The sequence below is a fragment of the Nostoc sp. genome (genome assembly GCF_036916575.1).
GTDB lineage: Bacteria > Cyanobacteriota > Cyanobacteriia > Cyanobacteriales > Nostocaceae > Nostoc.
In genome coordinates this window covers 1-22,325 of sequence record NZ_JBALGC010000059.1, presented here as the reverse complement: position 1 = coordinate 22,325, position 22,325 = coordinate 1, and the positions used below count along the sequence as shown (strand labels likewise).

The following is a 22,325-nucleotide window of genomic DNA, read 5'->3' as shown; positions in this document are numbered from 1 at the left end:
TTATTAATCCACTTATAGTAAATATTACTTTTTAAACTAGAATTTATACGTGTTTACTCGTGTTTGTCAGGATTTACTAACATTGCACTTCTGGCAGAAGCTTTCAGTTGTTTGCTGACATTAAATAGCGATCGCCCAAGATTACAGAATTTCATTGAATAGTGAATGCTTATACTGACATCTATCCTGAGTAATAAATAAGTCAGTATAAAAATGTATTAAAGGAAATATAATTTTTATATCTTAAGACAGATGCAATTTTATATAATAAAGTATAGACGAGAAAAATTTTATCTAGAAAAACTTCATCAGCCAATACAGTTTAGTTTTGAAGTATCGGGTTTCTCCTCTCTTTTGCCTATCCCCAAAGGCTGCCCGAATTCCCCTTCTGCCTCTTCTTGACGGGGAAGAGCATCATAGTGTTATAACGGCATCAGTCTAGATACAGAATGGGGAACACCAATTGATAATTAATTGCTGGTGCTTGAAGAGAGTTAAACTTAGCTTTTAGAGCAAACCCTGATTAGACGCAGTTGATAAGCAATGCTAATGCCAGCACTGCTAAATATTTTTAAGCAGGTGGGTCAAGAGTGATGAATGAAGCTGACACCTCAAACAAGGCGGCTGTGATGGAATCCCTAAATTCTGCTAATTCGCCACAATCAGAGCAGGCGAGTTGTCCCTTTTACTCAGTTGTGCCTCATGACAATATGGAAGTTACAAAACTGCCACTCCTCATGCCAGCTGAAGATACACAATTTTCACAAAATACTACCCAGCAAGACTGGGTTGCAGAGCCTGAAAGCGGCAAACAAGCACTTATTGACTCGGAATTTCAGAACCTGCTGGCATTGAACGAAGAATTGCGTGCAGCTAACAATAAGTTGTATGAACAAGTGGAGCAGCTAAAAGACAACTTAGCTGAGTCTGAAAAGGTTTTGCAGTGGCAGAAAACGCGTTCCAGCGTTACTGAATCGATGCTCAACCAACACACTCAGGAACTGGCAGCGGCTCAAGAACAGATAAAGTCCCTATTTCAACAATTAGAAACTGCTGTACAAACTGTTCAACGCCAGGAAATTTTCACTGATACTTATAAAGCACAGCTACAAATTAGCCAACAACGCCTTGCCCAGTTAGAGCGAGAATGTACGTTGTTACACACTAACAACAACGAACAGTCTCAGCAACTATTGCAATCAGAAACTGCTTGTCGGGAATTACGTACTAGACTAATGCGACAACAGCGCCAGACCCTGCAATTCAAAGCAGCTCTGGAAAAATGTCTAGATACATCCGTTCCTAGTTATGACTCCCTAGAGGATAGTGCAAAACATCCTAAAGACATAACTAGTGGACAAGGAAGATTCTCTAGAAAAGCTCGGTCTTTGTTTCCTAATCTACAGCCAATTCAACCTTGGTCAGCAGAATCAGAATCTTTGACTGAGAATCTAGATAATTCTTGGGGCGAACCCTCAGCACCACTGCCATTCCAAAAAAATGAAGCCACTCCGACGCCATCATCTGCTTGGAACTGGACAGTTAAAAAAGATACGCCAACACCAACACAAACCGAGATATCTCCAGAAATTGATGATTCCCCAGATACACCGGAAGCTGTTTCACCTTTGGGTTCATCAAATTTAGATCAGCAATTAGATAGTTTAATCCAGATGTTTTTCACCTCCCAGCCTGCATCTGCATCACCACCGCCTGCGGCGAAAACAGATGTAAGTGATGCGCCCATCTGGGAGACTTTAGCAACAATCTTAGAAGACGATGAGAAACTAGAAAATCCACAGGAGGAGCAGTTGGAGGCAGAAATTAATCCTCCTGCAACTACCTCCACTTCTTGGACGACAGATTCTGTGCTTTCACCAGCCAATAACTTACTGGTTTCCTCCACTCCACCTCACACTCAGACGCCTAGTGGAGAAACTGAAGACTACTGGTCAGAAGTTTCACAATTGACGCAGTTAGAATTGTCAGCGACTGATTTGTCCTCAGAATCATCAGGTAATAACACTAATGATGCCAATTCACCTTCACCGGTGGTTTATCCCCAGCGTCCACCCAAGGGGCGTAAGTCATTGGCATCTGTGGAACTGCCAAATTTTCGCCCCAAGAGTCAATAGTTAGGAGTAGAGACGCGATTAATCGCGTCTGTACAGGAGTTAGGAGTCAAGTAATTAATGCCCAATGCCTAATGACTAATTTAGAATTCTTGCTTCAGACTTTGAAATTATGGCTTCTGGGCTAATTTTTGCTACTTGAGCGCGCGATCGCGGTTTGCCTGTGGCGATCGCATAATTAATCGCTAACAGCCACAGCCACAATCCCGGATTCCGCGGTTCTAGCCAAAAACCTACCCGGTTCAAGAAGCGTGAAAACCACGGACTCAGCAAAGCACCAACCAAGGCATGACGGCCGAAGTTAAAATAACTACCAAGCCATCTAAGCAAATCCCTTGGCCCAGCAAGTTCCCAAATCCATAAAAGCAAGGCAGGATTTTTTCTAGCTGCTTTGAGTGCTAGGCGGTTAAAGGTAAACCAATCACACCTATCTTTAATGAAATTATCTGCCACCTCTAGAGGTTCATCTGCTAACAACCCAAAAAAGGTATTGAGCATGGAGTTAATCCGTTGGGGTGGTAAAAATTTCCCTGTGGGCACCATCATGCCTTTGGAAAATAGCCAAGTCACTGAAACGTTGCTTTGGTAAGCGCGAATTTGGTTCAAGTGTCCCAAACTCAACAAGTCATGCTTGAGAGCAGTATCCAATAGTGTTGTTAAGCGCTCTAAGTTGCGAACTAGCGAACCAAAACCGGTAAAGACGAGGGGAGACTGGAGTGATGCGGCATCACCGATCGCAATCAATCGATCAAAAGCAACAGTGCGATCGTGACTTCCCATACTAAAATGCCCCGGTATATACCCAAATGTCGGCTTCTTCCACACCAATTTGTCCATATCGCACCTGCGATACTCTGGCAAAATCGTGAAAAAGTCCTCGTACATCTCCAACAAAGAACCGGGATTTTCAAGATTGACTTCGTGGTAATGAAATAAATAAATTGTCAGTTCATCAGCTGCTCCAGGAAACAGTTCCCAAATCAGCTGCCTTCCCCGCGAGATATCCCCATGACTGTAAAGAACATCCCCATACTGGGAATCCCAAACCCCTGGCTCAAATCCGCTCTCAATTGCCGCTCCCACTGTCGGACAGACACTATCAAAAGCCCGACCACCATTTAATTGCCAAGCGATGGGGGACGCAGTTCCCATTGCATCTATTAGCAGTCGTCCACTTACTTGCTTTTCAACCTGACTGGGTAAATGCTTGACTTCTAAAAGAACTTGTGATATATCAATATCTGCACGGATAAACTCTGTTTCATCCCAGATTTCACCGCCTGCCGCTTGCAGTTTTTGCCCACACATTTGGAGCCATTTTTCGGAATCTAAGCCTAAATTTAGGACTGTAGGTGTGTGGAGGACGGGCGATCGCAGTGAGTATGGATTATTAGCATCAAAAAACTTATTGAATCCGTCTTTGTATTCCCTGGCAATGATAGTTTCTAACTCAGCGGGGGTGACTAAACCCAGGTTAACCAAGCTTTGAATCTCATCGCGGGAAATATTCCATTCTCGGTTCATCCGCCCAAAGGGCATTCGTTCCACCAACAAGACTTTATATCCGAGTTTTGCCATCAATGCTGCATGAATCGCGCCTAGTGCGCCACCGATGTAGATGATGTCGTACTGGGGATTAGGGATTAGGGATTGGGTATTGGGATTACCTTTTCCCCAGTCCCCTTGACTGGAAAACACGACTTGACGCGGTTGTTGAGGATTCCGTACCCCTTCGCGCCATCGTTGTTCCCACCAATAGGCACGCGTTAGGTCATATTCACCGTTGGGCATTTTCTGAAAATACTTGACGGTGAGGGGGTAAACAGAGCCTAGCGCTGCAAAAATCGATTGCTGGGATAAATCAATCGCTGGCGGTTCTGGGTAATGATGCCCAAAACGGCTTCTGATTTCTTTGGTTAGACGTTGCAGGATTTGTCCCTCACTGGGAAAGGGCTGTTCTGCCCAACGAAATACTTTCAGATAGGTAGTTCGTTGCACTGACCAGACAAATACCGAAAGTTCCGCAGGCAAGTTTTCGGAAATAGCCCCAGTAGCAGTTGTAGTTGCAGTAGGGATTTTGAGGCGAAAGCCTTCCGAGGTAAGCACTTTTTCTCCATTTCCGGGTTCAAAATCTGTTTGTAACCAGCTACGCACAGCTGCTATATCCGGAGTTGGAACTTCTAAATAAAGGATTTCTCTCATCTTTTCCTGACATCTCCGATCAATCTACTCACTAAGACAGATTTTATGAAGGCACAAAGTAAGGTAAACTCCGCCCTATTAGTTTCGTAAAGATTCAGTGAAGAAATTTATAAGAGTTTATCAAAGTTATTGGTCATTTTGTATTTTTGTAAACCCACGCCATGAATTATCCTATTCCAGATAGTCCCCAGGAAATTGTTGCTTTGCGACAAAAACCGATTGATGAAGAACTAGTTGCCAGTGCGATCGCTGGAGTTATTAAAATTGTCCGCGCTCAGGGTCAATCTTTGGAAGAATTAACCGCTCAGTTGCTAGCAGATGATCCACTGCTGGATCAGCAACAACGTCGCTGGTTGAGCCAATTAGTTGCCCAATCCTGGGAAAAGTTCTCCTAAGACCTTGCATAGGATGAAGTTTTTGTCGCAGCATTAGATTTCTAGGTCTGCACCTAAATATTGGCGATGCCTGCGGCGGGCTACGCCTACGCATTTTAGGTGTAGGAGTAACATATCTGGAATTGGCAATTGGGTTGCTATTTTTGCATTTATGGCATAGAAGCCACTAAATTAACCATATCAGCGTTTTACGTTGCTAATGAATTTTACATGAAATTTGGCAGGAGCTTGAAGAGTAACTATGACTTTTCCCTTGGCAGTAGTAGTCTGCTAAGGTAACTCTACTTAAAATCTACTGATAAATGGGGTATTAAATTAACTTTCTTACTGCTTTTGAGAGCAAGTATGAACGATGCTTTTAAACATGATGCGTAGGTGTAGCCAGCCTTCTCTATGAGACGCTACACGTAGCTTGCTTCCACGTTGCGCCTTGCGCTTCCCGCAGGGTAGTGGTATGGCATCGTTGGCTTAAAAACTGTGTTTGCAACCTCCATTTTGACAAAATTTTAAGCACTATTACTTATTGACAAATGGTTAATGAGCTTAACCTGTCAAGATAATTCATAATTGATAATTCATAATTCATAGTTAACAAATTTGGCGGGTTTAAGTCCCCCGGTTCTATAATCGGCAAATATGTTGGCGGGGTCTAAATCTTTGTTACAAAACTGTACTTCCGACTTCTTTAAAATGAGTGTTAGCTCTGAACTCTCCACTCATTTAAGACCACTGATTTAAAAATTCAGTATTGGCTCTGTACCCATTCCAAAATTCATGAATTATGAATTATGAATTATGAATTAATAATTATTTGGTTACCCAAAGTTAATACCCTACCGTGGAGGAACGCCAAGAAAGACAATTTCCTCAGCATTCAAGACATTCAGGGTGAACTGATCACGCTTAATAGTGTAATTGTTGGAGGTGCCTGTAATAATGTAATCACTTTTGAAATCAGGCAGAATTAGCTTGTCCGATCCGGCGCCACCATCGAGCGTGGCATTACCGTAACCAACATCAAATGTGTCGTCTCCATATCCACCCTTAATCAAGACATTGGCAATAGCGCCCCCTTGGTTTGAAACGGGATTACCCTTAGTATCAATTCGACGGGCTTTGAAGTAATCGTTACCGTTTCCGCCATCAATTGTGCCGCCTTGAATGCCAACGCTGGTGCCATAGCCAGTAAGGATATCAGATCCTGCTCCTTCATAAATAATGCCATTAGTATTAACAATACCTATACCTTGACTAATGCCCTTACCGATGATGGTATCCTTGCCATCGCCTAAATTGATGATGCCATTGTTAACAATACCTATACCTACACCAGGTGCAACTTTATCAGCCTCAAAAGGGATCTCGTTCCCTGCACCGCCTGTGCCCGTGCCAGAAAGGAAGTCGTTTCCCTGCCCTGTACTAATTACGCTACCCTTGCTGTTGGAGATGCCTATACCATTCCCCGCAAGGGTATCACTACCACCACCACCAGCTGCTTCCCCATCACCCCCCTTGCCGATACCAGTAATAGAATTGTTTCCTTCTCCTCCATTAATGTTGCTGCCACCACTGTTGAAGATGCCTGTAGCATTTGCTCCAACAACGCTAGCACCAGATCCAGCAGTGCCGGAGATGGAATCGTTCCCTTCTCCTCCATTAATATTGCTGCCCTCAGTGTTAGAGATTCCTATAGCACTCCCTTGATATTCTCCAATTCCATTTCCAGAAATCAAGTCGTCCCCTTTTCCTCCATCAATGCGGCTATTCTGAGTATTATTGATGCCTGTAGCAACACCTATTCCATAACCGTCGCCTCCCGTTCCGGTTCCGAAGATAAAATCTTTTCCGTCTCCTCCATTACCGTCGCCTCCCGCTCCGGTTCCGAAGATAAAATCTTTTCCGTCTCCTCCATTAATGTAGCCACCCTGAGTGTTAGAGATACCTATACCAGGTACATAGGTTCTATACTCGAAGCCACCAGTGCCTGTGCCAGAGATAGTATCGTCTCCTATCCCTGCATTGATGATGCCACTGTTAGCAATGCCTGTGCCTGTGCCGGCATCATCAAAGCTGCCGTCGCCGCCGGTGCCACTACCCTTGATAGTGTCGTTACCTGCTTGAGTATCAATGACTCCCTTTTTTAGAACTTCAATTCCAATTGCTGGGAATGCATTATCCTCTTTGCCCACCACGAGATCGGAACCAGAAGTGCCTATGATTCCGGGTAAAGAAACAATTAGTCTGGACATAATATAATTTTCCTGAATTGAATGTGATCAAGTTTTAACCTCTGAAAGTCTTGCTCTTTCAAGAATAATTCTCTCAGTCAAAATTCAGAGTTCTCTGTGAATTCTGACTTTCTTAGCTCAGAAGTTTATAGAGTCAGAACTAGAAAGTTGCAGATTTGACAAGCTATCTATAGGACTCCTGTTTAATTTTTGAACTTATATCATCTCAGCTTATTACTTCTTCAGCAATAGACAATAGGGAAAGATTAATTACCTGTTGCCTTTTACCTGAAGGTGTATGGTATTTTTTCAAAAATCAAACCAACAAGTAATATCTCAACGATTTTTGAGTTTTCCATCTGAATTATTCGAGAAAGTATTTAAAAATTTATCACCGAATTTAAAAACTGCTTGGTATCGCAGAAATAAACGACCTCTACCAGAAAGTATTCAGTTTGTCGTTACCAGATTTCCAAGAATTTGGATAGTAGACTGTTCAACATTAGAAGCATTATTTTGTAAGCTCAAAAGCCTAGAATCAGTTCCCAAAGGACAATTAGCGGGTAAAATGGGAACAGTGATAGATTTAATAACTAGACTACCAATAGAAATTTGGTTTCAAGAAAATCCGAGAGTTTCTGATACTAAACTTGAAGAAAATATCTTACACTTGATCACAGCAAAGACCTTACTTTTACTGGATAGAGGATTTTATCATTTTAGCTTTTGGCTCTCCTTAATTGAACAAGAAGTTCATTTTATTACTCGTTTGAAAAAAGGGGCATCCATTAAGGTTGAGCAAGTTTTCACAGATAGTTATTCTCTCAAAGACCGTTTGATTCGTCTGGGGTCTGGCACGAAGACGACTCCCGTAATTACTTTACGTCTGGTTGAAATCCGTTCAGGAAAAACTTGGCATTCTTACTTAACTAGCATACTTGACCCTACTGTTTTACCCCCTTATGTAGTGGCTGATTTATATCGAAGACGATGGCGGATTGAAGATGCTTTTAACACTGTAAAACGTCTGTTGGGATTAAGTTATTTATGGACTGGTTCAATCAACGGTATTCAGTTACAGATTTGGGGTACTTGGTTATTTTATGCTGTATTGGTTGATTTTGGTGATGCTGTGGCTGACGAGCTTTCTTTACCCTTTGACCAAATTTCTTTACAGATGATTTATTGCGGTCTATATCATTTTTATGTTGCTCATCAAAAAGGTCTTGCTTGTGACCCTATCAAATATTTTGCTGCGCTAGATAATCAAGATTTAGGTATTGTTAAACGACAACGAAAACCTTTGATTAAGCTTATTGTCGCACCTTTCCCTGATCAACAACGAGGCAAAAGAGAATTTTTCTTTTAAGCACCTTCTCAAATCCCCTTGACAACTGCCTCACAACCTTAACTTGTGACCAATGAGTCAGTACTGATTGACCAGAAAGAAAAAGGTTTACCCTGAGCGTGGCCGAAGGGTACAAGCCCACTTTGGCTCCCTTCGACGCCGCCCTTACTTCGACTTCGCTCAGTACAAGTAAAAGTAGCAAATTATACTTATAGAAGTCGAAGTAAGTCGAGGTAAGCCGAAGTCCAAAATCCAAAATTACTTGGCCTCCCCTTCTGATCGAAAAGCGTAAAATGCAATAACACTACATAGCGGTTTTTGTCAACTAGAAGCTTTCACCGCCGCTTCTGCTTGGGAGTGCAGCAACAAACCGTATTCCAAGCCCTCCACCACCGCTTGATAGGAAGCCTCCAAAATATTGGTGGAAACTCCTACCGTTGTCCAGCGTTGACGACCATTGCCTGATTCTACCAACACACGGGTTTTCGCCGCAGTGCCCGTATGTCCATTGAGAATCCGCACTTTGTAATCTGTCAAATCAAAGGTTGCTATTTGGGGATAAAAGTTCACCAAAGCCTTGCGTAAAGCTGCATCCAAAGCTGCCACGGGCCCGTTACCTTCGGCCGCCTCCAAAATATTTTTCCCGTCAACAGCGACTTTGACTGTAGCTAGGGCATTGCTAGTTTCTTTCCCCTCAATCAAGTCACAGTGGACTTGAAAACCTTTGACTTCAAAAAACTTCTGGCGACCTCCCAAAGCTTCGTGCATCAACAGTGCAAAACTGGCCTCTGCTGCCTCAAATTGAAATCCTTCACTCTCCAAATCTTTGAGGCGCTGGAGAATTTGCTTGGCTTCTGTTTTTAACTGATCGAGTTCAATCCCAAAACTGCGGGCTTTGGCTAAAACATTGCTCAGTCCAGATTGTTCCGAAATCACAATGCGGCGACGATTCCCGACTTGTTCCGGTTGAATGTGTTCGTAAGTGAGGGGATTACGTTCCACCGCTGATACATGAATACCGCCCTTGTGGGCAAAAGCCGAACGTCCCACAAAGGGAGCATGTTCATCTGGCGCGAGGTTGACCACCTCACTCACAAAACGACTAGCTTCTGTAAGTTGTGTTAGCTGGTCTTCTGTGATACAACTGTAACCCGCCTTCAGTTGTAAATTGGGAATTAACGAACAGAGGTTAGCATTACCACAACGTTCACCGTAACCGTTAATTGTGCCCTGTACCATTTTTGCCCCTGCCATCACGGCGGCTATTGCGTTAGCAACAGCCATTTCCGAATCGTTATGAGTATGAATTCCAATTTGAGGGATTGGGGAAGGTGGGGCCCCCTCTGGGGATAAGGGGTAATGGGGATTAGGGATTGGGGACTGGGAAGATTCTTTCCTACTTCCTAGTCCCCAGTCCCCAGTCACCTGTACTACATCTTGAACAATTTGGCTAATTTCGTGGGGTAAAGTGCCGCCATTGGTATCACATAGGACTAGCCATTCAGCACCAGATGCGATCGCAGCCTCTAATGTCTGTAAAGCATAATCTCGATTGTGCTTGTAGCCATCAAACCAATGTTCGGCATCGTAGATAATGTGACGCCCTTGAGAACGGAGGTACTCAATTGTGTCGCGAATCATCGCCAAATTTTCTTCTAATGTCGTCTTCAGGCCTGTTGTGACATGTAAATCCCAAGACTTGCCAAAAATCGTTACCCAGCGAGTTCCCGCAGCCAAAATATCCTGTAGCATCGGTTCGGTTGCAGCAGTTGAGTTGGGGCGTCGAGTCGAACAAAAAGCAACAATTTCAGCTTGTTTGAGCGGATCTTCTTGAAGTTCCCAGAAAAATTGTACATCCTTGGGATTGGCACCAGGCCAACCGCCTTCAATAAAGGGAATTCCCAATTGATCGAGTCTCTTGGCAATGCGTAATTTATCTTCTATCGATACTGATAGCCCCTCGCGCTGAGTGCCATCTCGTAATGTAGTGTCATAGAGCCAAAGTTGAGGTGAGGAATTTGTGGTCATAAAACTGGGACCGACGAGACAACTTTCAAGGCAATGTGTCAATATACAACAAAAAGCCAGTTTGGCAATTTAAAAATGCCTAAGCTACTAGCTCAAGGTAAAACAATTGATTGTAAGCAGGGAAGCAATCTCCGAAAAATTTTGCTGCAAAATAGTATTCACCTCTACAATGACGGTGCTAAGGTAATAAACTGTCGGAGCATCGGCAGTTGCGGTACCTGTACGGTTAAGGCAGAGGGCAAAGTATCAGCAGTGAATTGGCGTGATCAAGCACGGCGTTCGCTTCCTCCCCATTCTCCTACAACAGACTTGCGTAAGAAACTGTCAAACTCAGGTTTTAGGCGATGTGAAAGTGACAAAGTTTGATGGATTTTGGGGACAAGGTTCTCGAATAGTGTGGACACCAAAAGGTTAAAAAGGAGTAAGACAAGATGGGTAGATGGACACCCTTAATTTTAATGGCTGGAGGTTTAGCCATTCTGCTTGGTACATTACTAGGCATCAACTTTCCGATGGGCGTACAAAGCTCTAACGCTCCCGGTGGCAAAGCAGCAAAAGTCCTGCCAGCTAATATCAATGTTAATAGCAGTGCTGGCAGTAAGAATGATGAAACTGCAACTGAAGGAAATGAAACAACTCAAACAAACCAAACTAGGCGCAGTATTGTAGCCCCAAAACCTGACAACAGGAGTAGCGTTGCCCAGAATCCTAGCGATGATTCAACATCACCTGCTGACAGTACAACAAACGGCAATACAGATAATTCAGCAACAGACACGCCATCCAGCGATACAAATCAAAGCAACGAACCAATTCGAGCCTTGTGGTAACGATAGATCCGTCTTTAGTTACGAGTTATAAGTTATAAGTTATGAGTTATTAGTTATGAGTTATTAGTTATGTACTAATGATAAATAGCTAATGATAAATGGCTAATGATAAATGACTAATGACTAGTGAGACTGTAATTATTGGCGGCGGCGTTATTGGTTTAGCGATCGCCATTGAACTGAAACTGCGCGGGACACGTGTCACCGTGCTTTGTCGTGACTTTCAGGCTGCCGCTACCCACGCCGCCGCTGGGATGTTGGCACCAGATGCAGAAAACATCCCTAATGGGGCAATGCGTTCCTTGTGTTGGCGATCGCGTGCTTTATATCCCGACTGGACGCGCAAACTAGAAGAACTGACCAGCTTAAATACTGGCTACAGGCCCTGCGGTATCCTCGCACCCGTTTTTGAAGAAAGTAGGGAAATAGGGGAGCAGGGAGGCAGGGGAGCAGGAAAAAAAGAGGAACTTCTCACCTTTGCCCCTTTGCCTCTTTGCCCGTCTGCTAGCGAAGAGTCCCCGGCTTACTGGTTAGACAAACAGGCAATTCATCAATATCAGTCAGGATTGGGAGCAGAGGTAGTCGGTGGCTGGTGGTATCCTGAAGATGCACAAGTTGATAATAAGGCTTTAGCTCACGTATTGTGGACCGCGGCTGAGTCTGTTGGTGTTGAACTCAAAGATGGCATTACAGTAGAAGCATTTTTACAGCAGCAGGGACAAGTGGTTGGCGTGCAAACCAATGCTGGAGTAATTCGCGCCGCGCACTATGTTTTAGCTTCAGGTGCTTGGTCAAATGAATTGTTACCACTACCTGTGCTACCCAGAAAAGGACAAATGCTGAGTGTGCGGATACCGGAATTTGTGCTAGAATTGCCTTTGAAGCGGATTTTATTTGGGCAAGATATTTACATCGTACCGAGGCGCGATCGGCTGATTATAGGGGCAACAAGCGAAGACGTTGGCTTTACCCCCAACAACACCCCACAAGGCATTCAAACATTACTACAAGCTGCCATCCGGCTGTATCCCCAACTAAAGCATTATCCCATCCAAGAATTATGGTGGGGATTTCGCCCAGCCACCCCCGATGAATTACCCATCCTTGGCACCAGCCACTGTCAAAATTTAACCCTTGCTACTGGTCATTACCGCAACGGGATTTTACTTACGCCCGTAACAGCGGCATTGATTGCCGATTTAATCTTGGAACAAAAGTCTGACCCCCTACTTGCTAATTTTCACTATTCACGCTTCCAGTCCAAGCCATCTACCTCCACCCCAATGCTGACTCACTCTGCTAATTTCTCTAACGGGCATCATATCACCCCACTCCCCACAGACACGATTAATCGCGTCTCTACCGACTCCCCACTGATTATCGCTGGCAAAACCTTCCAATCCCGCTTGATGACGGGAACTGGTAAGTATCGCAGCATTGAGGAAATGCAACAAAGTGTTGCCGCCAGCGATTGCCAGATTGTCACCGTAGCAGTACGACGGGTACAAACCAAAGCTCCCGGACATGAAGGTTTAGCTGAAGCCTTAGATTGGACGAAAATTTGGATGTTGCCCAATACCGCAGGTTGTCAAACTGCTGAAGAGGCGGTTCGGGTGGCGCGTTTGGGACGAGAAATGGCGAAATTGTTAGGCCAGGAAGATAATAACTTTGTCAAGTTAGAAGTAATACCTGACCTGAAGTATTTACTTCCAGACCCGATTGGGACGCTGCAAGCAGCAGAACAACTAGTCAAAGAAGGCTTTGCAGTATTACCTTATATCAATGCTGACCCCATGTTAGCCAAGCGCTTAGAAGATGTAGGCTGTGCTACAGTAATGCCTTTGGCATCGCCAATTGGATCGGGACAAGGGCTGAAAACAACCGCCAATATCCAAATCATCATCGAAAATGCAGGTGTGCCAGTGGTGGTAGATGCCGGTATTGGTTCACCCTCAGAAGCTGCCCAGGCAATGGAATTGGGAGCAGATGTTTTGTTGATTAATAGTGCGATCGCCCTTTCTCCAAACCCAGCAGCAATGGCTCGTGCCATGAATTTGGCAACAGTCGCCGGCCGTCTAGCATACCTTGCTGGCAGGATGCCCATCAAAGATTACGCCAGTCCTAGTTCTCCTCTGACTGGGACGATTACTAGTTAGGGAATGGGGCATGGGGAATAGACGGACAAGGGAGACAAGGGAATAACCAATGCCCAATGCCCAATCCCCAATGTAACGATTTGTCTAACAGTTTCAGAGCGGATTTAGCATTTATGTAACATTAAATGAACAATAAAGACAAAGGAATTAATTCATGCCCTATACAAATGAAGAAGGCGGTCTTCTGAATAATTTTGCCCGCGAACCAAAGATTTATCAAGCAGAACCTGCCACAGAAGGGCAAAAGCGAACTTATATCTTACTAGGAATCGCCGCTACAGCTTTAGTTGGCGGTTTGATTACAGTCGCCTTCTTTGTTTCCCAGGTCAGTTGAGCATAAAATATTTTTACTAAAATTTCATCTTTATAGTTTTCAGGTTCCGATTTTAAGAGGGGCCTGCTTTTTTATTTTTTGTTAAAATTGAATTAGCGATTAAAGTATAATTATATACTGTTTTATTCTTCTAGACCTGAAGGCTCAATTTATCCTGAGCCGGATAACATCCACTTAAAAATCATTTTCATTATGAGTTCAACCCACTTGGATGCGCCTAGAAAGGTGATATGTACTGTGTTTTGGCTATTTAGCCGCCATGAGCGTGAATGATACTGCACATAACGAAAATTTTGCTTGGAATCGGCAAGTATACCACCGCCTGAAACTTGCCCTAAGTCTTGGCTTACGACGACAACTTTTTTTAGCTGTATGTGATGATTTACACTTGAGAAATCAAGTAGCGGGCCGTTTGCATTCTACATTGGCTTATCCTGTTGGACAGGTGCTATATCAGCCATCAAATACCCAAGAAAATAGCACTCCAGCTTATCCGCGATTAGTGACGTTGCGTTTGAATTTAAACGATCCCAATCCCATAGTTCAGATAAATCAATGGTTGGCAAATTATCCACCGCCAATTGTTGGGGCATCAAAAGATACCCCAGGAAGACCTTTTCCAGTACCAGCGTTTCAGATTGTAGGCGTGGAGCAGCTAACTAAGCAACCAGTCGCAACACAACGATTATTTTTGCACTATATTCGCTTAAGCGAACAATATTTCTCTAAACAAGAATCCAGCCGATTTCTAGAATCTAACTTGCTGCTGTGGATACCGCGTCCTTGGTTATCTGCTATCAAGCAATCAGCACCACAGTTTTGGCGTTGTCGTACTGGCGTATTTGTGTTTGCTGGAGAACCGACACCAGCGACTCAGAATTCGGGTTATCCAGAACGTTTTTCTAGTTCCAGAAGCTTGGATTTAGAGAATATTGAGCAGTCGATTCTAGATGAATCAGTTACCCAAACAGGACTCAGAACCGCAGCCACCGAGTTAAAGTTTAAGAATAATTTCGATTTTCCGGCAGAAACACAAGGGAATGGCGTACACAAAACCCAGGAAGTTTCGCCGTCAACAGCGGATTTCTTGAAGACTGTGCCACAACAGCAGGAATCTACTAATAGGTCTGGTAGTGGGAATAATAATCAATCGCTGTCGTCTTTATCTTATATTAGCAGCGAGTTAACGGAGCTAGTAATAGCAACAATCAACACAAATATTGCTCAAGATACAGAGGATTACTTACAACCGCAGCAGATTTTGTTGGAGATTGAAGAATTACACGAAAAGCAAGTTCCAGGGGAGGTACTGGCAGAAGCTTATCATCGCTTGGGCATTTTATACCGCCTTCGGATTGAGCAAGGAGAGTCAACCCTAGAAAACCTGATGGTGGCGATTATTGCCTATCAGGAGGCAATTAGCTATGATGAAGCCTCACCACAACTCCCAAACATCTTGAATGATTTGGGTACACTTTACTGGATGCTATACCGCACACCACCCAATTCTGAGGAGGGACAAACTTATATAGAGCAGGCAATAGAATTTTATCAGTTGGCGTTAAAGATGATCTCATCCCAGACAGATCAGGAAACTTACGCTCGTGTGCAAAATAATTTGGGGACAGCTTATGGTGATTTAGCTCGTTTTTCTCACCCATCTGAAAATTGGCAGCAAGCAATATTAGCTTACAATGAAGCACTCAGCTACCGTACAGCCGACATGGACTCATTAAAGTATGCGGCTTGCCAGAACAATTTGGGTACTGCTTACTGGCATCTAGGGCAATACAATCAACCGATTGTGCATTTAAAGAAAGCGATCGCAGCTTACAACGAAGCACTTATACACTACAACCCGGAAGAGGAACCGCTTAAGTATGGTATGATTCAAAACAACATAGGTACTGCCTGTTGGAATCTGGCACAATACGAACAACCTGCCCAAAATCTCCAGCTAGCTATAGATGTCTACAGCGAAGCTCTCAAGTATCGCACTCCAGCTAATGTTCCTGGCGCCTGCGCCGCTACACAAAATAATCTGGGTACTGCCTACTGGCATCTAGCAAACCTATCTCAGACAACTAAAGAGGCAGGGCAAAAGTATCTGCAACTATGCATCAGCGCTTATGAAGAGGCCATAGCCTTGGCTCACTCACTTAGTGGTACTCCTTTAAGTTTTGATTTGCTTGCCTCTCACAATAACCTGGGTCTAGCACATTATCAGCTTGTAATAGATAAGTCGTTTAATGGTGACAAAGCAACATGTTATCAACACTTAGAAGTAGCATTAGATAACCATTTGCAAGCCTTAAACGGATTAAGTAAACAACCAGATGCTTATCAAACAACCTTCACTTATGTAGTGAAAACTATTCGTGCTTTTCATAATGAATTAGGGATACAAGGACAAAATCTAGCTTTATCTAAAGTTCCTAGTCAGTTATTGCCAGATATTTTGTCAAAATTATAATCTATATGCCGAAAATCCTTGAAGATAAACCTGATTAGCGACTTATCAAATAAATTGAGTCGCCCTCATGATTGTCAAGTTGTCAAAGTTCGCTTGGGATTACGCCCTTGTTTTATCCCTTGCGGTTATTCTTGAATTCTACCAACGAATCACATTCGTCCCAATAGCGCTGCGAGTGCCAAAAAAGAGTAAATTGATATCAACTTGACACTTGATCAGAGAAGCAAGTAAGATAGCGATGTCTACGACGGGCTACGCCTATGCAAACAGTTTTACTAATTATAAAGTGATGAAATATTTGAATAACCCATAAAAAAAGCTCAATAAATATAAATTTTTTAATAAAATATTTTTAAATAAATATAAATATTTTATAAAAATTACAATAATTATTGGCGTATTTTCCGTAAATTTACTAACGTAGACTGGAGATTTAGTTGAGAGAAAGCTCCAAAATGAGAATTGAAACATAAGTTATGAAACTAAGTTTAATTTTTGCGACTGCTATTTCTAGTTTTTTTGTGGGTGCGACCACAGGATTTGGTTTCTCTGGTCAAGCACATGCTCTAACTTTTTCTGGTATCTCTAGTGGTACATGGGGAGAACCTACTCCCGGAAGTATAGATACCACTCCCCTATATACGGGTGTGGGAAGCAACACATTTCTTTGGGGTGATGCTAATGTGTGTCCACCAGCTTCAAATGCTCCTAGTGGGTGTACAATAACAGGCTCAAATGAACTTATTTTAAATGGAAATTCCTTTTCAACTGACATCAACTCTCCATTCAAAATAGGTGATTTAACTTACTTTAATGGAACGGTACTTCAAGGTACAAGCGTTGAATTTGTACCTTTAAATATCAATCTATCCTTGAGACCGTCCGTTGGAATCAGCCAAGTTTTTGACTTCAAGTTGCGTCTTGTAAATACATATAACGAAGTAACAGATTCTGATAATAATGCAGACTTTGTATTTATAGACACAAATTTGAGTGATCGTAGTTTCACCTTTGAAGGCAATAAATACACGCTTGAGCTAACTGGCTTTAATCCAGACGTTAGCCAGATAAGTATTAAGGCCCTTGAAGGAGCCACAACTAAAACAGCTATTTATGCCAAAATCAAAACTATACCTGAACCTGCGTCAGTAGCGGGTCTATCCCTAATAGGGATATACTTGATATCTCGTAAAAAATTCTTGAAGAAGAAATACTAAGAGCTTTGGCGGTTAGAACAGCTGCTGCTATTCGCCTTTGAGAATGTAATTACACTAGGGAATTTTCCGGCTCCAATATGAGGTTTATAGCACTTTTCGTACCCTGTGGGAAGTCCTACGAACGGTACGCCAGTTTACTCAAGTCTGTTAACCCGCTCACATAACTGGCTCTAATATTCCACACAATTGAGAACCTCTATAAACCTCATATACCATACTTATTGATGGCAATTGAATAAATTTTAACCCAGCATAAGAATTGCTGCGATCGCATCAAAAATTTATCAGACTAACCCTTTCAAGATAACTCGTAAAATCTCTTGAAAATTAAAACCCGCGCTGGCGGGTTTCGTTTTTATGGTTGTCCGACTTCTAATCGCCAAGATATAATTCGAGTTTGGCTAGTTGCGTAGGCGTAGCCCGTCCTAGACATCGCTTGACCTTGACCGAGGTATTAACAATCCAATATATGTACCGACAGCAAATTTTGTTAAATCAAGAAATGGAGGGCGACTCTTTTCGTCGATAACTGCAAGAGTGAGAGAACCAATCACCATAATCAGCGTTACAACAGCCAGCACTTCATCTCTTGAAGGAAATTTCTTGGATAACATTCAAATCGTTTGAATCACTACATCCCTAGCTTTACAGGCGGGTGGTTGTTGTAGGCTTAAATACAGGCTTGTGATATGAGTGACTTGTGTATGCGATGAGAATGAATTACGAAATTGGCAGTTAGAATCAGCAAAAGTGTAGTGGTTAGGTTATGTCAGGGCGATCGCTTTGCTGTTCTCTAGAAGGTATCCAAAAAGCAAAAAGAGCTTTGATCGGCTGTTCCTTAACTCAAAAGGCATTAGCTGAAGATTTAGGAATTACTCGACAGCCGATCGGAAAATTCTTTACAGGTAAACCTGTTGACCGCAATCTCTTTGTCCAGATTTGCGACAGACTAAACCTAGAGTGGGAAGAAATAATTGCTGAACCAGCTAGTGAACCAGAGGTAAATCAGGATAACAGCATTGATATTGATGCGATCGTGCAAGGGGTACGTGAAAAGATAAAACCCATCATTCAACAACGCTGCGGCACAATGCGGGTGCTAGATATGACTCAGCCCATTGGATTGAATGATATTTACACCAGCGTCAATATATTAGAGAAAATCACTGGACAGCAACGATTAGGAATTGATGAATTATTACAAGAATGTACAAATGAGGATTTTGACCGCTTTACACTAGCGAGGATCACTGCAAAACGAGTGCCAGGACTGGAGGCTGTAGAAAAATATCCCAAGTTAATGATATTAGGTAAACCAGGAGCAGGTAAAACCACGTTTCTGAAGTATTTAGCGATTCAGTGTATTGGAGGTGAGTTTCAGGCTGAACGTGTACCGATTTTTGTCACCCTCAAAAACTTTGCGGAAGCTGCAAACAAACCTGGATTATTGCAACACATCACTGAAGAGGCAATAAATCCTATCTCTTCTATCCGAGATGTACTAACTTATGGCAAGGTATTAGTTTTACTCGATGGGTTGGATGAAGTTAGAGAAGAGGATAGTAACCGTGTATTAAAAGAAATTCGTGAGTTTTCCGCTCATTTCCCAAACAATCAGTTTGTCATGACCTGCCGGATTGCAGCAAAGGAGTATACTTTTGAGAAGTTTACAGAGGTGGAAGTTGCTGATTTTGACGATAAACAAATTTCCAACTTTACCAATAAATGGTTTAAGGATAAAGCTGTAAAACCAGAGACTTTTATCAAACGTCTTAAAGAAAATAACCGCATCAAAGAACTAGCAGCAAGCCCTCTGCTACTGACGTTGCTTTGTTTAGCATTTGAAGAGTCAGGGGATTTTCCTGTTAATCGTTCTGAGTTATATAAAGAAGGACTGGATGCGTTATTGAAAAAATGGGATGCCAAGCGGGGAATTCAACGCGATCAGATTTACAAAAAGCTCTCAGTTCAACGCAAAGAAGATTTACTCAGCAAAATGGCGTTGACTACTTTTGAGCGCGGTGACTATTTCTTCAAGCAGAAAGTAGCAGAACAATACATTACAGAATACATCCGCAATTTACCCGGTGCTAATACTGACGAAGAAGCATTGCAAGTTGACAGTGAGCAAGTTTTGCGTTCAATTGAACATCATCATGGACTAGTTGTAGCAAGGGCAAAAGGTATTTACTCATTTTCTCACCTCACATTTCATGAGTATTTCACAGCTAGAGAATTTGTGGTTGTAAGACAATCATCAGAGGAAGCGTTGCAAAATCTTGTTAGCCATATCACTGAGAAACGCTGGCGGGAAGTCTTTTTACTTGCGGTTGGAATGTCGCCAAATGCAGATCGGTTATTGCTGTTGATCAAAGAGAACATTGATGCAATCGTAGCTAAAGATGATAACTTGCAAAACTTATTGATGTGGAGCAGTGAAAAATCAGTTTCAGTTGATGTTCAATATAAAAAAGTTATTATCCGCGCTTTTTATTTAGCCTTTGCGGTTAGGGGACAAATAATGAGTCTTTCTTCTAGTTATCTTGTCCTGAGCCTTACCTTTCTTTATAGAATTATTTTTAATGAACTGCCAATTAGTGAAAACTTTATACGTGAAAATTTTAGAGAGCAATATAATAACAATAAAGACAATCTTATTGGGTTATCACTAATTGAAGCCATTGGGAATTATATGCAAGGCGATGATTTTGAAGATGATGAGTATTTTGAAGATGATTTTGAAGATGACGAGTATTTTGAATATGAATGTTCTATTGCTGCCCTTGCTCTTGCTCCTAAAACAAAGCAAGCACTGCTAGAACTTAGGAAACAAGTGCCAATAGCAAATGATCCAAAAATTTTTCAAAAATGGTGGCAAGCTAACCATCTATCTTGGAAAAAGCAATTTGAAGCAGTAATGATTCAATACCATAATATTATTACTGAATGGCAATTCAGTGTCCAGCAGAAGAAATTGTTTGAGCAGTATTACTATGCCAATCAATTACTGATATCTTGTCTACATAGCGATTGTTATGTCAGCCGGGAAGTGCGGCAGCAAATAGAAGATACCTTGCTATTACCGATCGCAGAGATTAAACAGCGTCAGCAGCAATCTTAAATACCCATGTAACAGATAGTTAATTTTTCAGTCCCACAGGTAAATCATTCGTTAAGAAAACGAAAATATTTCCCAAGTCCTAGCAAATCAATCTAGAATAAAAATAAGAGTTCGCAGTTAGCCACATTTGCCTCTATTCAATGGCTTAGATATGTGAACATAAGTAATAAAACAGGATTTGGGAACAAGATGATACTCGTTTTGCGTCCTATGAATGTCTCACCTCTGATTTAGTAACGCACATTAGCAAAATACAAATTCTGAGGAGTGATGTCTACGACGGGCTACGCCTAAGTGATCACTTCCCATGATAACAAGTACTTTTCTCTTCGGAATACGCTTATGACAGGTTAAAAAACAGTCAGAAACAAACTCAGTGAATCCCCGTCATTACATACATCACATACACAAAGGACAACCCTCTTATGACTCGCCTACATCAATGTAAATCTGGAACTGCTGCACTTATGGCAATAGCAGTTACTACAAGCGTCATTAGCCCCCTATTGGGCTTTGCTCCTGCTAATGCACAATATAGAAATGGGCAATACGGAAACGTTACCATTCCTTCTGGGGTTACTTTTCCTGTTACCTACGAAAAAGAGACAATTACTATTTCTCCTGGGGAAAGTAAATCTCTAACCTTGAGAATAGCCAATAACATTCTCGACAGAAATAGAAATGTCTTAATTCCGGCTGGTACTAAAGTACATGGACGGCTAGAACCTGTTGACTTAGATAATTATTCAAGAGATACAAGAGATACAGATGATAATCAAGGAAAAGGCGTGCGGTTTATAGCTCAAGAATTAGAATTTTCCAATGGTCAGCGTCAGTCAATTAATGCAAGTTCTCGAACATATACTACAACTGAAAGAGTTTCACGGGGGCCCAGCACGAATCAGGTTTTAACTGACGCAGCTATTGGTGGGGGTGCTGGTGTTTTAGGTTCACTAGTTACTGGGAACCGCAGAATTGACGATTTAAAACCTGTTCTCGGTGCGGCTGCGGGTGCGGGTGCAAGTGTGCTGTTGCGGAAAAAACAAGGAAATGCTTTTGTCCTCAGACCTGCACAAGATTTAAGGCTCACACTGAATTCTAACTTGAATTTAGTACCACAATCCCGTTACTAAATTTAACTCAATTCAAGTTGTGACTTTAATCACCCCGGATAGGCGATCGCCACTTTAACTCTAGTGGGCGATCGCCTTCATTTTTAACAGTAGAAAATTATATTTAACAGCAACTCTTCTACCTCTATATCGTCTGAATCAGTACCAATATTTATTGGAATACTTATTTAATTGCGCTATCGGTGGAGCTAGGAAAGTCGGCTCTATTATATTCCCTATTCAAAAAAGTATTCCAAATTAGGGAATATCCTGATATTTTTGTTAAGTAGTGGCGATAAAGGAGCCTTTTCTTGTGGTAATTCAAGGTTTCAGTTTAAGTGCATATCTTGCCATTCCCGTAGCGTTAAGTCTTTTGGCTCAGGGAGAAAAGATAAAAGTATCTTTAGTTGAAAACGTCCGTCAGGTATTCACTAACAAGGAAATGATCCTATCCAGCCGCCAGCCAATCGGCACTAAGGCGGCTCCGAAAACATACTATGTTAGTGGTACTGGAAACGACCAAAATAGCGGACTCTCTACTTCATCCGCCTTTAGGACAATTCAAAAGGCAGCAGACCTTACCAACCCTGGCGATACAGTATTAATTATGAACGGAGTCTACACAAATCTAGCCAAAGCTGGGAGTGTAATAAGTATTAAACGTTCTGGAACTGCAAATGCATGGATTAGGTATAAAGCATATCCTGGGCATTTCCCAAAAATTCAGCATAATACATGGAACGGTATCC

At 42.3% G+C, this 22,325-nt stretch carries 13 protein-coding genes and 3 pseudogenes; 12 read left to right on the top strand and 4 right to left on the bottom strand.

Going from position 1 to position 22,325, the window contains the following annotated elements; translation table 11 throughout:
* The first annotated feature begins 593 nt into the window (after positions 1-593).
* On the top strand, positions 594-2,135 hold the full coding sequence (locus tag V7L29_RS13545; protein WP_334735826.1) for a hypothetical protein: 1,542 nt from the start codon (positions 594-596) through the stop codon (positions 2,133-2,135).
* A 75-nt stretch (positions 2,136-2,210) separates the two neighbouring features.
* On the opposite strand, the gene V7L29_RS13540 is transcribed toward V7L29_RS13545, so the two are convergent.
* A complete protein-coding gene (locus tag V7L29_RS13540) occupies positions 2,211-4,334 on the bottom strand; it encodes an NAD(P)/FAD-dependent oxidoreductase (protein ID WP_334735802.1) in 2,124 nt (707 codons plus the stop codon).
* Between the two features lie 161 nt (positions 4,335-4,495).
* On the opposite strand from V7L29_RS13540, the gene V7L29_RS13535 reads away from it, so the two are divergent.
* Complete coding sequence (locus tag V7L29_RS13535; protein WP_292824491.1) at positions 4,496-4,729, top strand: hypothetical protein; 234 nt, start codon at positions 4,496-4,498, stop codon at positions 4,727-4,729.
* A gap of 833 nt (positions 4,730-5,562) precedes the next feature.
* Here the strand turns inward: V7L29_RS13535 and V7L29_RS13530 are convergent.
* Complete coding sequence (locus V7L29_RS13530; RefSeq protein WP_334735801.1) at positions 5,563-6,978, bottom strand: beta strand repeat-containing protein; 1,416 nt, start codon at positions 6,976-6,978, stop codon at positions 5,563-5,565.
* A gap of 298 nt (positions 6,979-7,276) precedes the next feature.
* Here V7L29_RS13530 and V7L29_RS13525 point away from each other — a divergent pair.
* Positions 7,277-8,326: pseudogene (locus V7L29_RS13525) on the top strand (IS4 family transposase); the annotation flags it as partial.
* A 300-nt stretch (positions 8,327-8,626) separates the two neighbouring features.
* Here the strand turns inward: V7L29_RS13525 and cimA are convergent.
* Positions 8,627-10,333 (bottom strand): citramalate synthase, encoded by a 1,707-nt coding sequence (cimA, locus tag V7L29_RS13520; RefSeq protein ID WP_334735800.1) that lies wholly within the window; start codon positions 10,331-10,333, stop codon positions 8,627-8,629.
* 75 nt (positions 10,334-10,408) lie between these two features.
* On the opposite strand from cimA, the pseudogene V7L29_RS13515 reads away from it, so the two are divergent.
* From V7L29_RS13515 to V7L29_RS13490, 6 genes and pseudogenes are all read left to right on the top strand, one after another.
* A pseudogene (locus V7L29_RS13515) lies at positions 10,409-10,748 on the top strand (2Fe-2S iron-sulfur cluster-binding protein).
* A gap of 16 nt (positions 10,749-10,764) precedes the next feature.
* On the top strand, positions 10,765-11,163 hold the full coding sequence (locus V7L29_RS13510) for a hypothetical protein (RefSeq protein WP_334690842.1): 399 nt from the start codon (positions 10,765-10,767) through the stop codon (positions 11,161-11,163).
* Between the two features lie 119 nt (positions 11,164-11,282).
* Positions 11,283-13,319, top strand: a complete 2,037-nt coding sequence (gene thiO, locus V7L29_RS13505; protein WP_334735799.1) for a glycine oxidase ThiO — start codon at positions 11,283-11,285, stop codon at positions 13,317-13,319.
* 154 nt (positions 13,320-13,473) lie between these two features.
* Positions 13,474-13,653, top strand: a complete 180-nt coding sequence (psb34, locus tag V7L29_RS13500; protein ID WP_334690840.1) for a photosystem II assembly protein Psb34 — start codon at positions 13,474-13,476, stop codon at positions 13,651-13,653.
* 259 nt (positions 13,654-13,912) lie between these two features.
* On the top strand, positions 13,913-16,126 hold the full coding sequence (locus V7L29_RS13495) for a tetratricopeptide repeat protein (protein WP_334735798.1): 2,214 nt from the start codon (positions 13,913-13,915) through the stop codon (positions 16,124-16,126).
* 476 nt (positions 16,127-16,602) lie between these two features.
* Positions 16,603-17,343 carry a choice-of-anchor K domain-containing protein gene (locus tag V7L29_RS13490; RefSeq protein ID WP_334735797.1) on the top strand — a complete coding sequence of 247 codons (741 nt, stop codon included), beginning with the start codon at positions 16,603-16,605 and terminating at the stop codon, positions 17,341-17,343.
* A gap of 425 nt (positions 17,344-17,768) precedes the next feature.
* On the opposite strand, the gene V7L29_RS13485 is transcribed toward V7L29_RS13490, so the two are convergent.
* A complete protein-coding gene (locus V7L29_RS13485; RefSeq protein ID WP_273762038.1) occupies positions 17,769-17,957 on the bottom strand; it encodes a hypothetical protein in 189 nt (62 codons plus the stop codon).
* Positions 17,958-18,109: 152 nt separating this feature from the next.
* Here V7L29_RS13485 and V7L29_RS13480 point away from each other — a divergent pair, with 152 nt between their 5' ends.
* The 3 genes and pseudogenes from V7L29_RS13480 to V7L29_RS13470 form a co-directional block, all read left to right on the top strand.
* Entirely contained in the window at positions 18,110-20,464 is a 2,355-nt protein-coding gene (locus V7L29_RS13480) for an NACHT domain-containing NTPase (RefSeq protein WP_334735796.1), read from the top strand.
* Between the two features lie 425 nt (positions 20,465-20,889).
* Entirely contained in the window at positions 20,890-21,597 is a 708-nt protein-coding gene (locus tag V7L29_RS13475) for a conjugal transfer protein TrbI (RefSeq protein WP_334735795.1), read from the top strand.
* Between the two features lie 292 nt (positions 21,598-21,889).
* A pseudogene (locus V7L29_RS13470) lies at positions 21,890-22,325 on the top strand (right-handed parallel beta-helix repeat-containing protein); the annotation flags it as partial.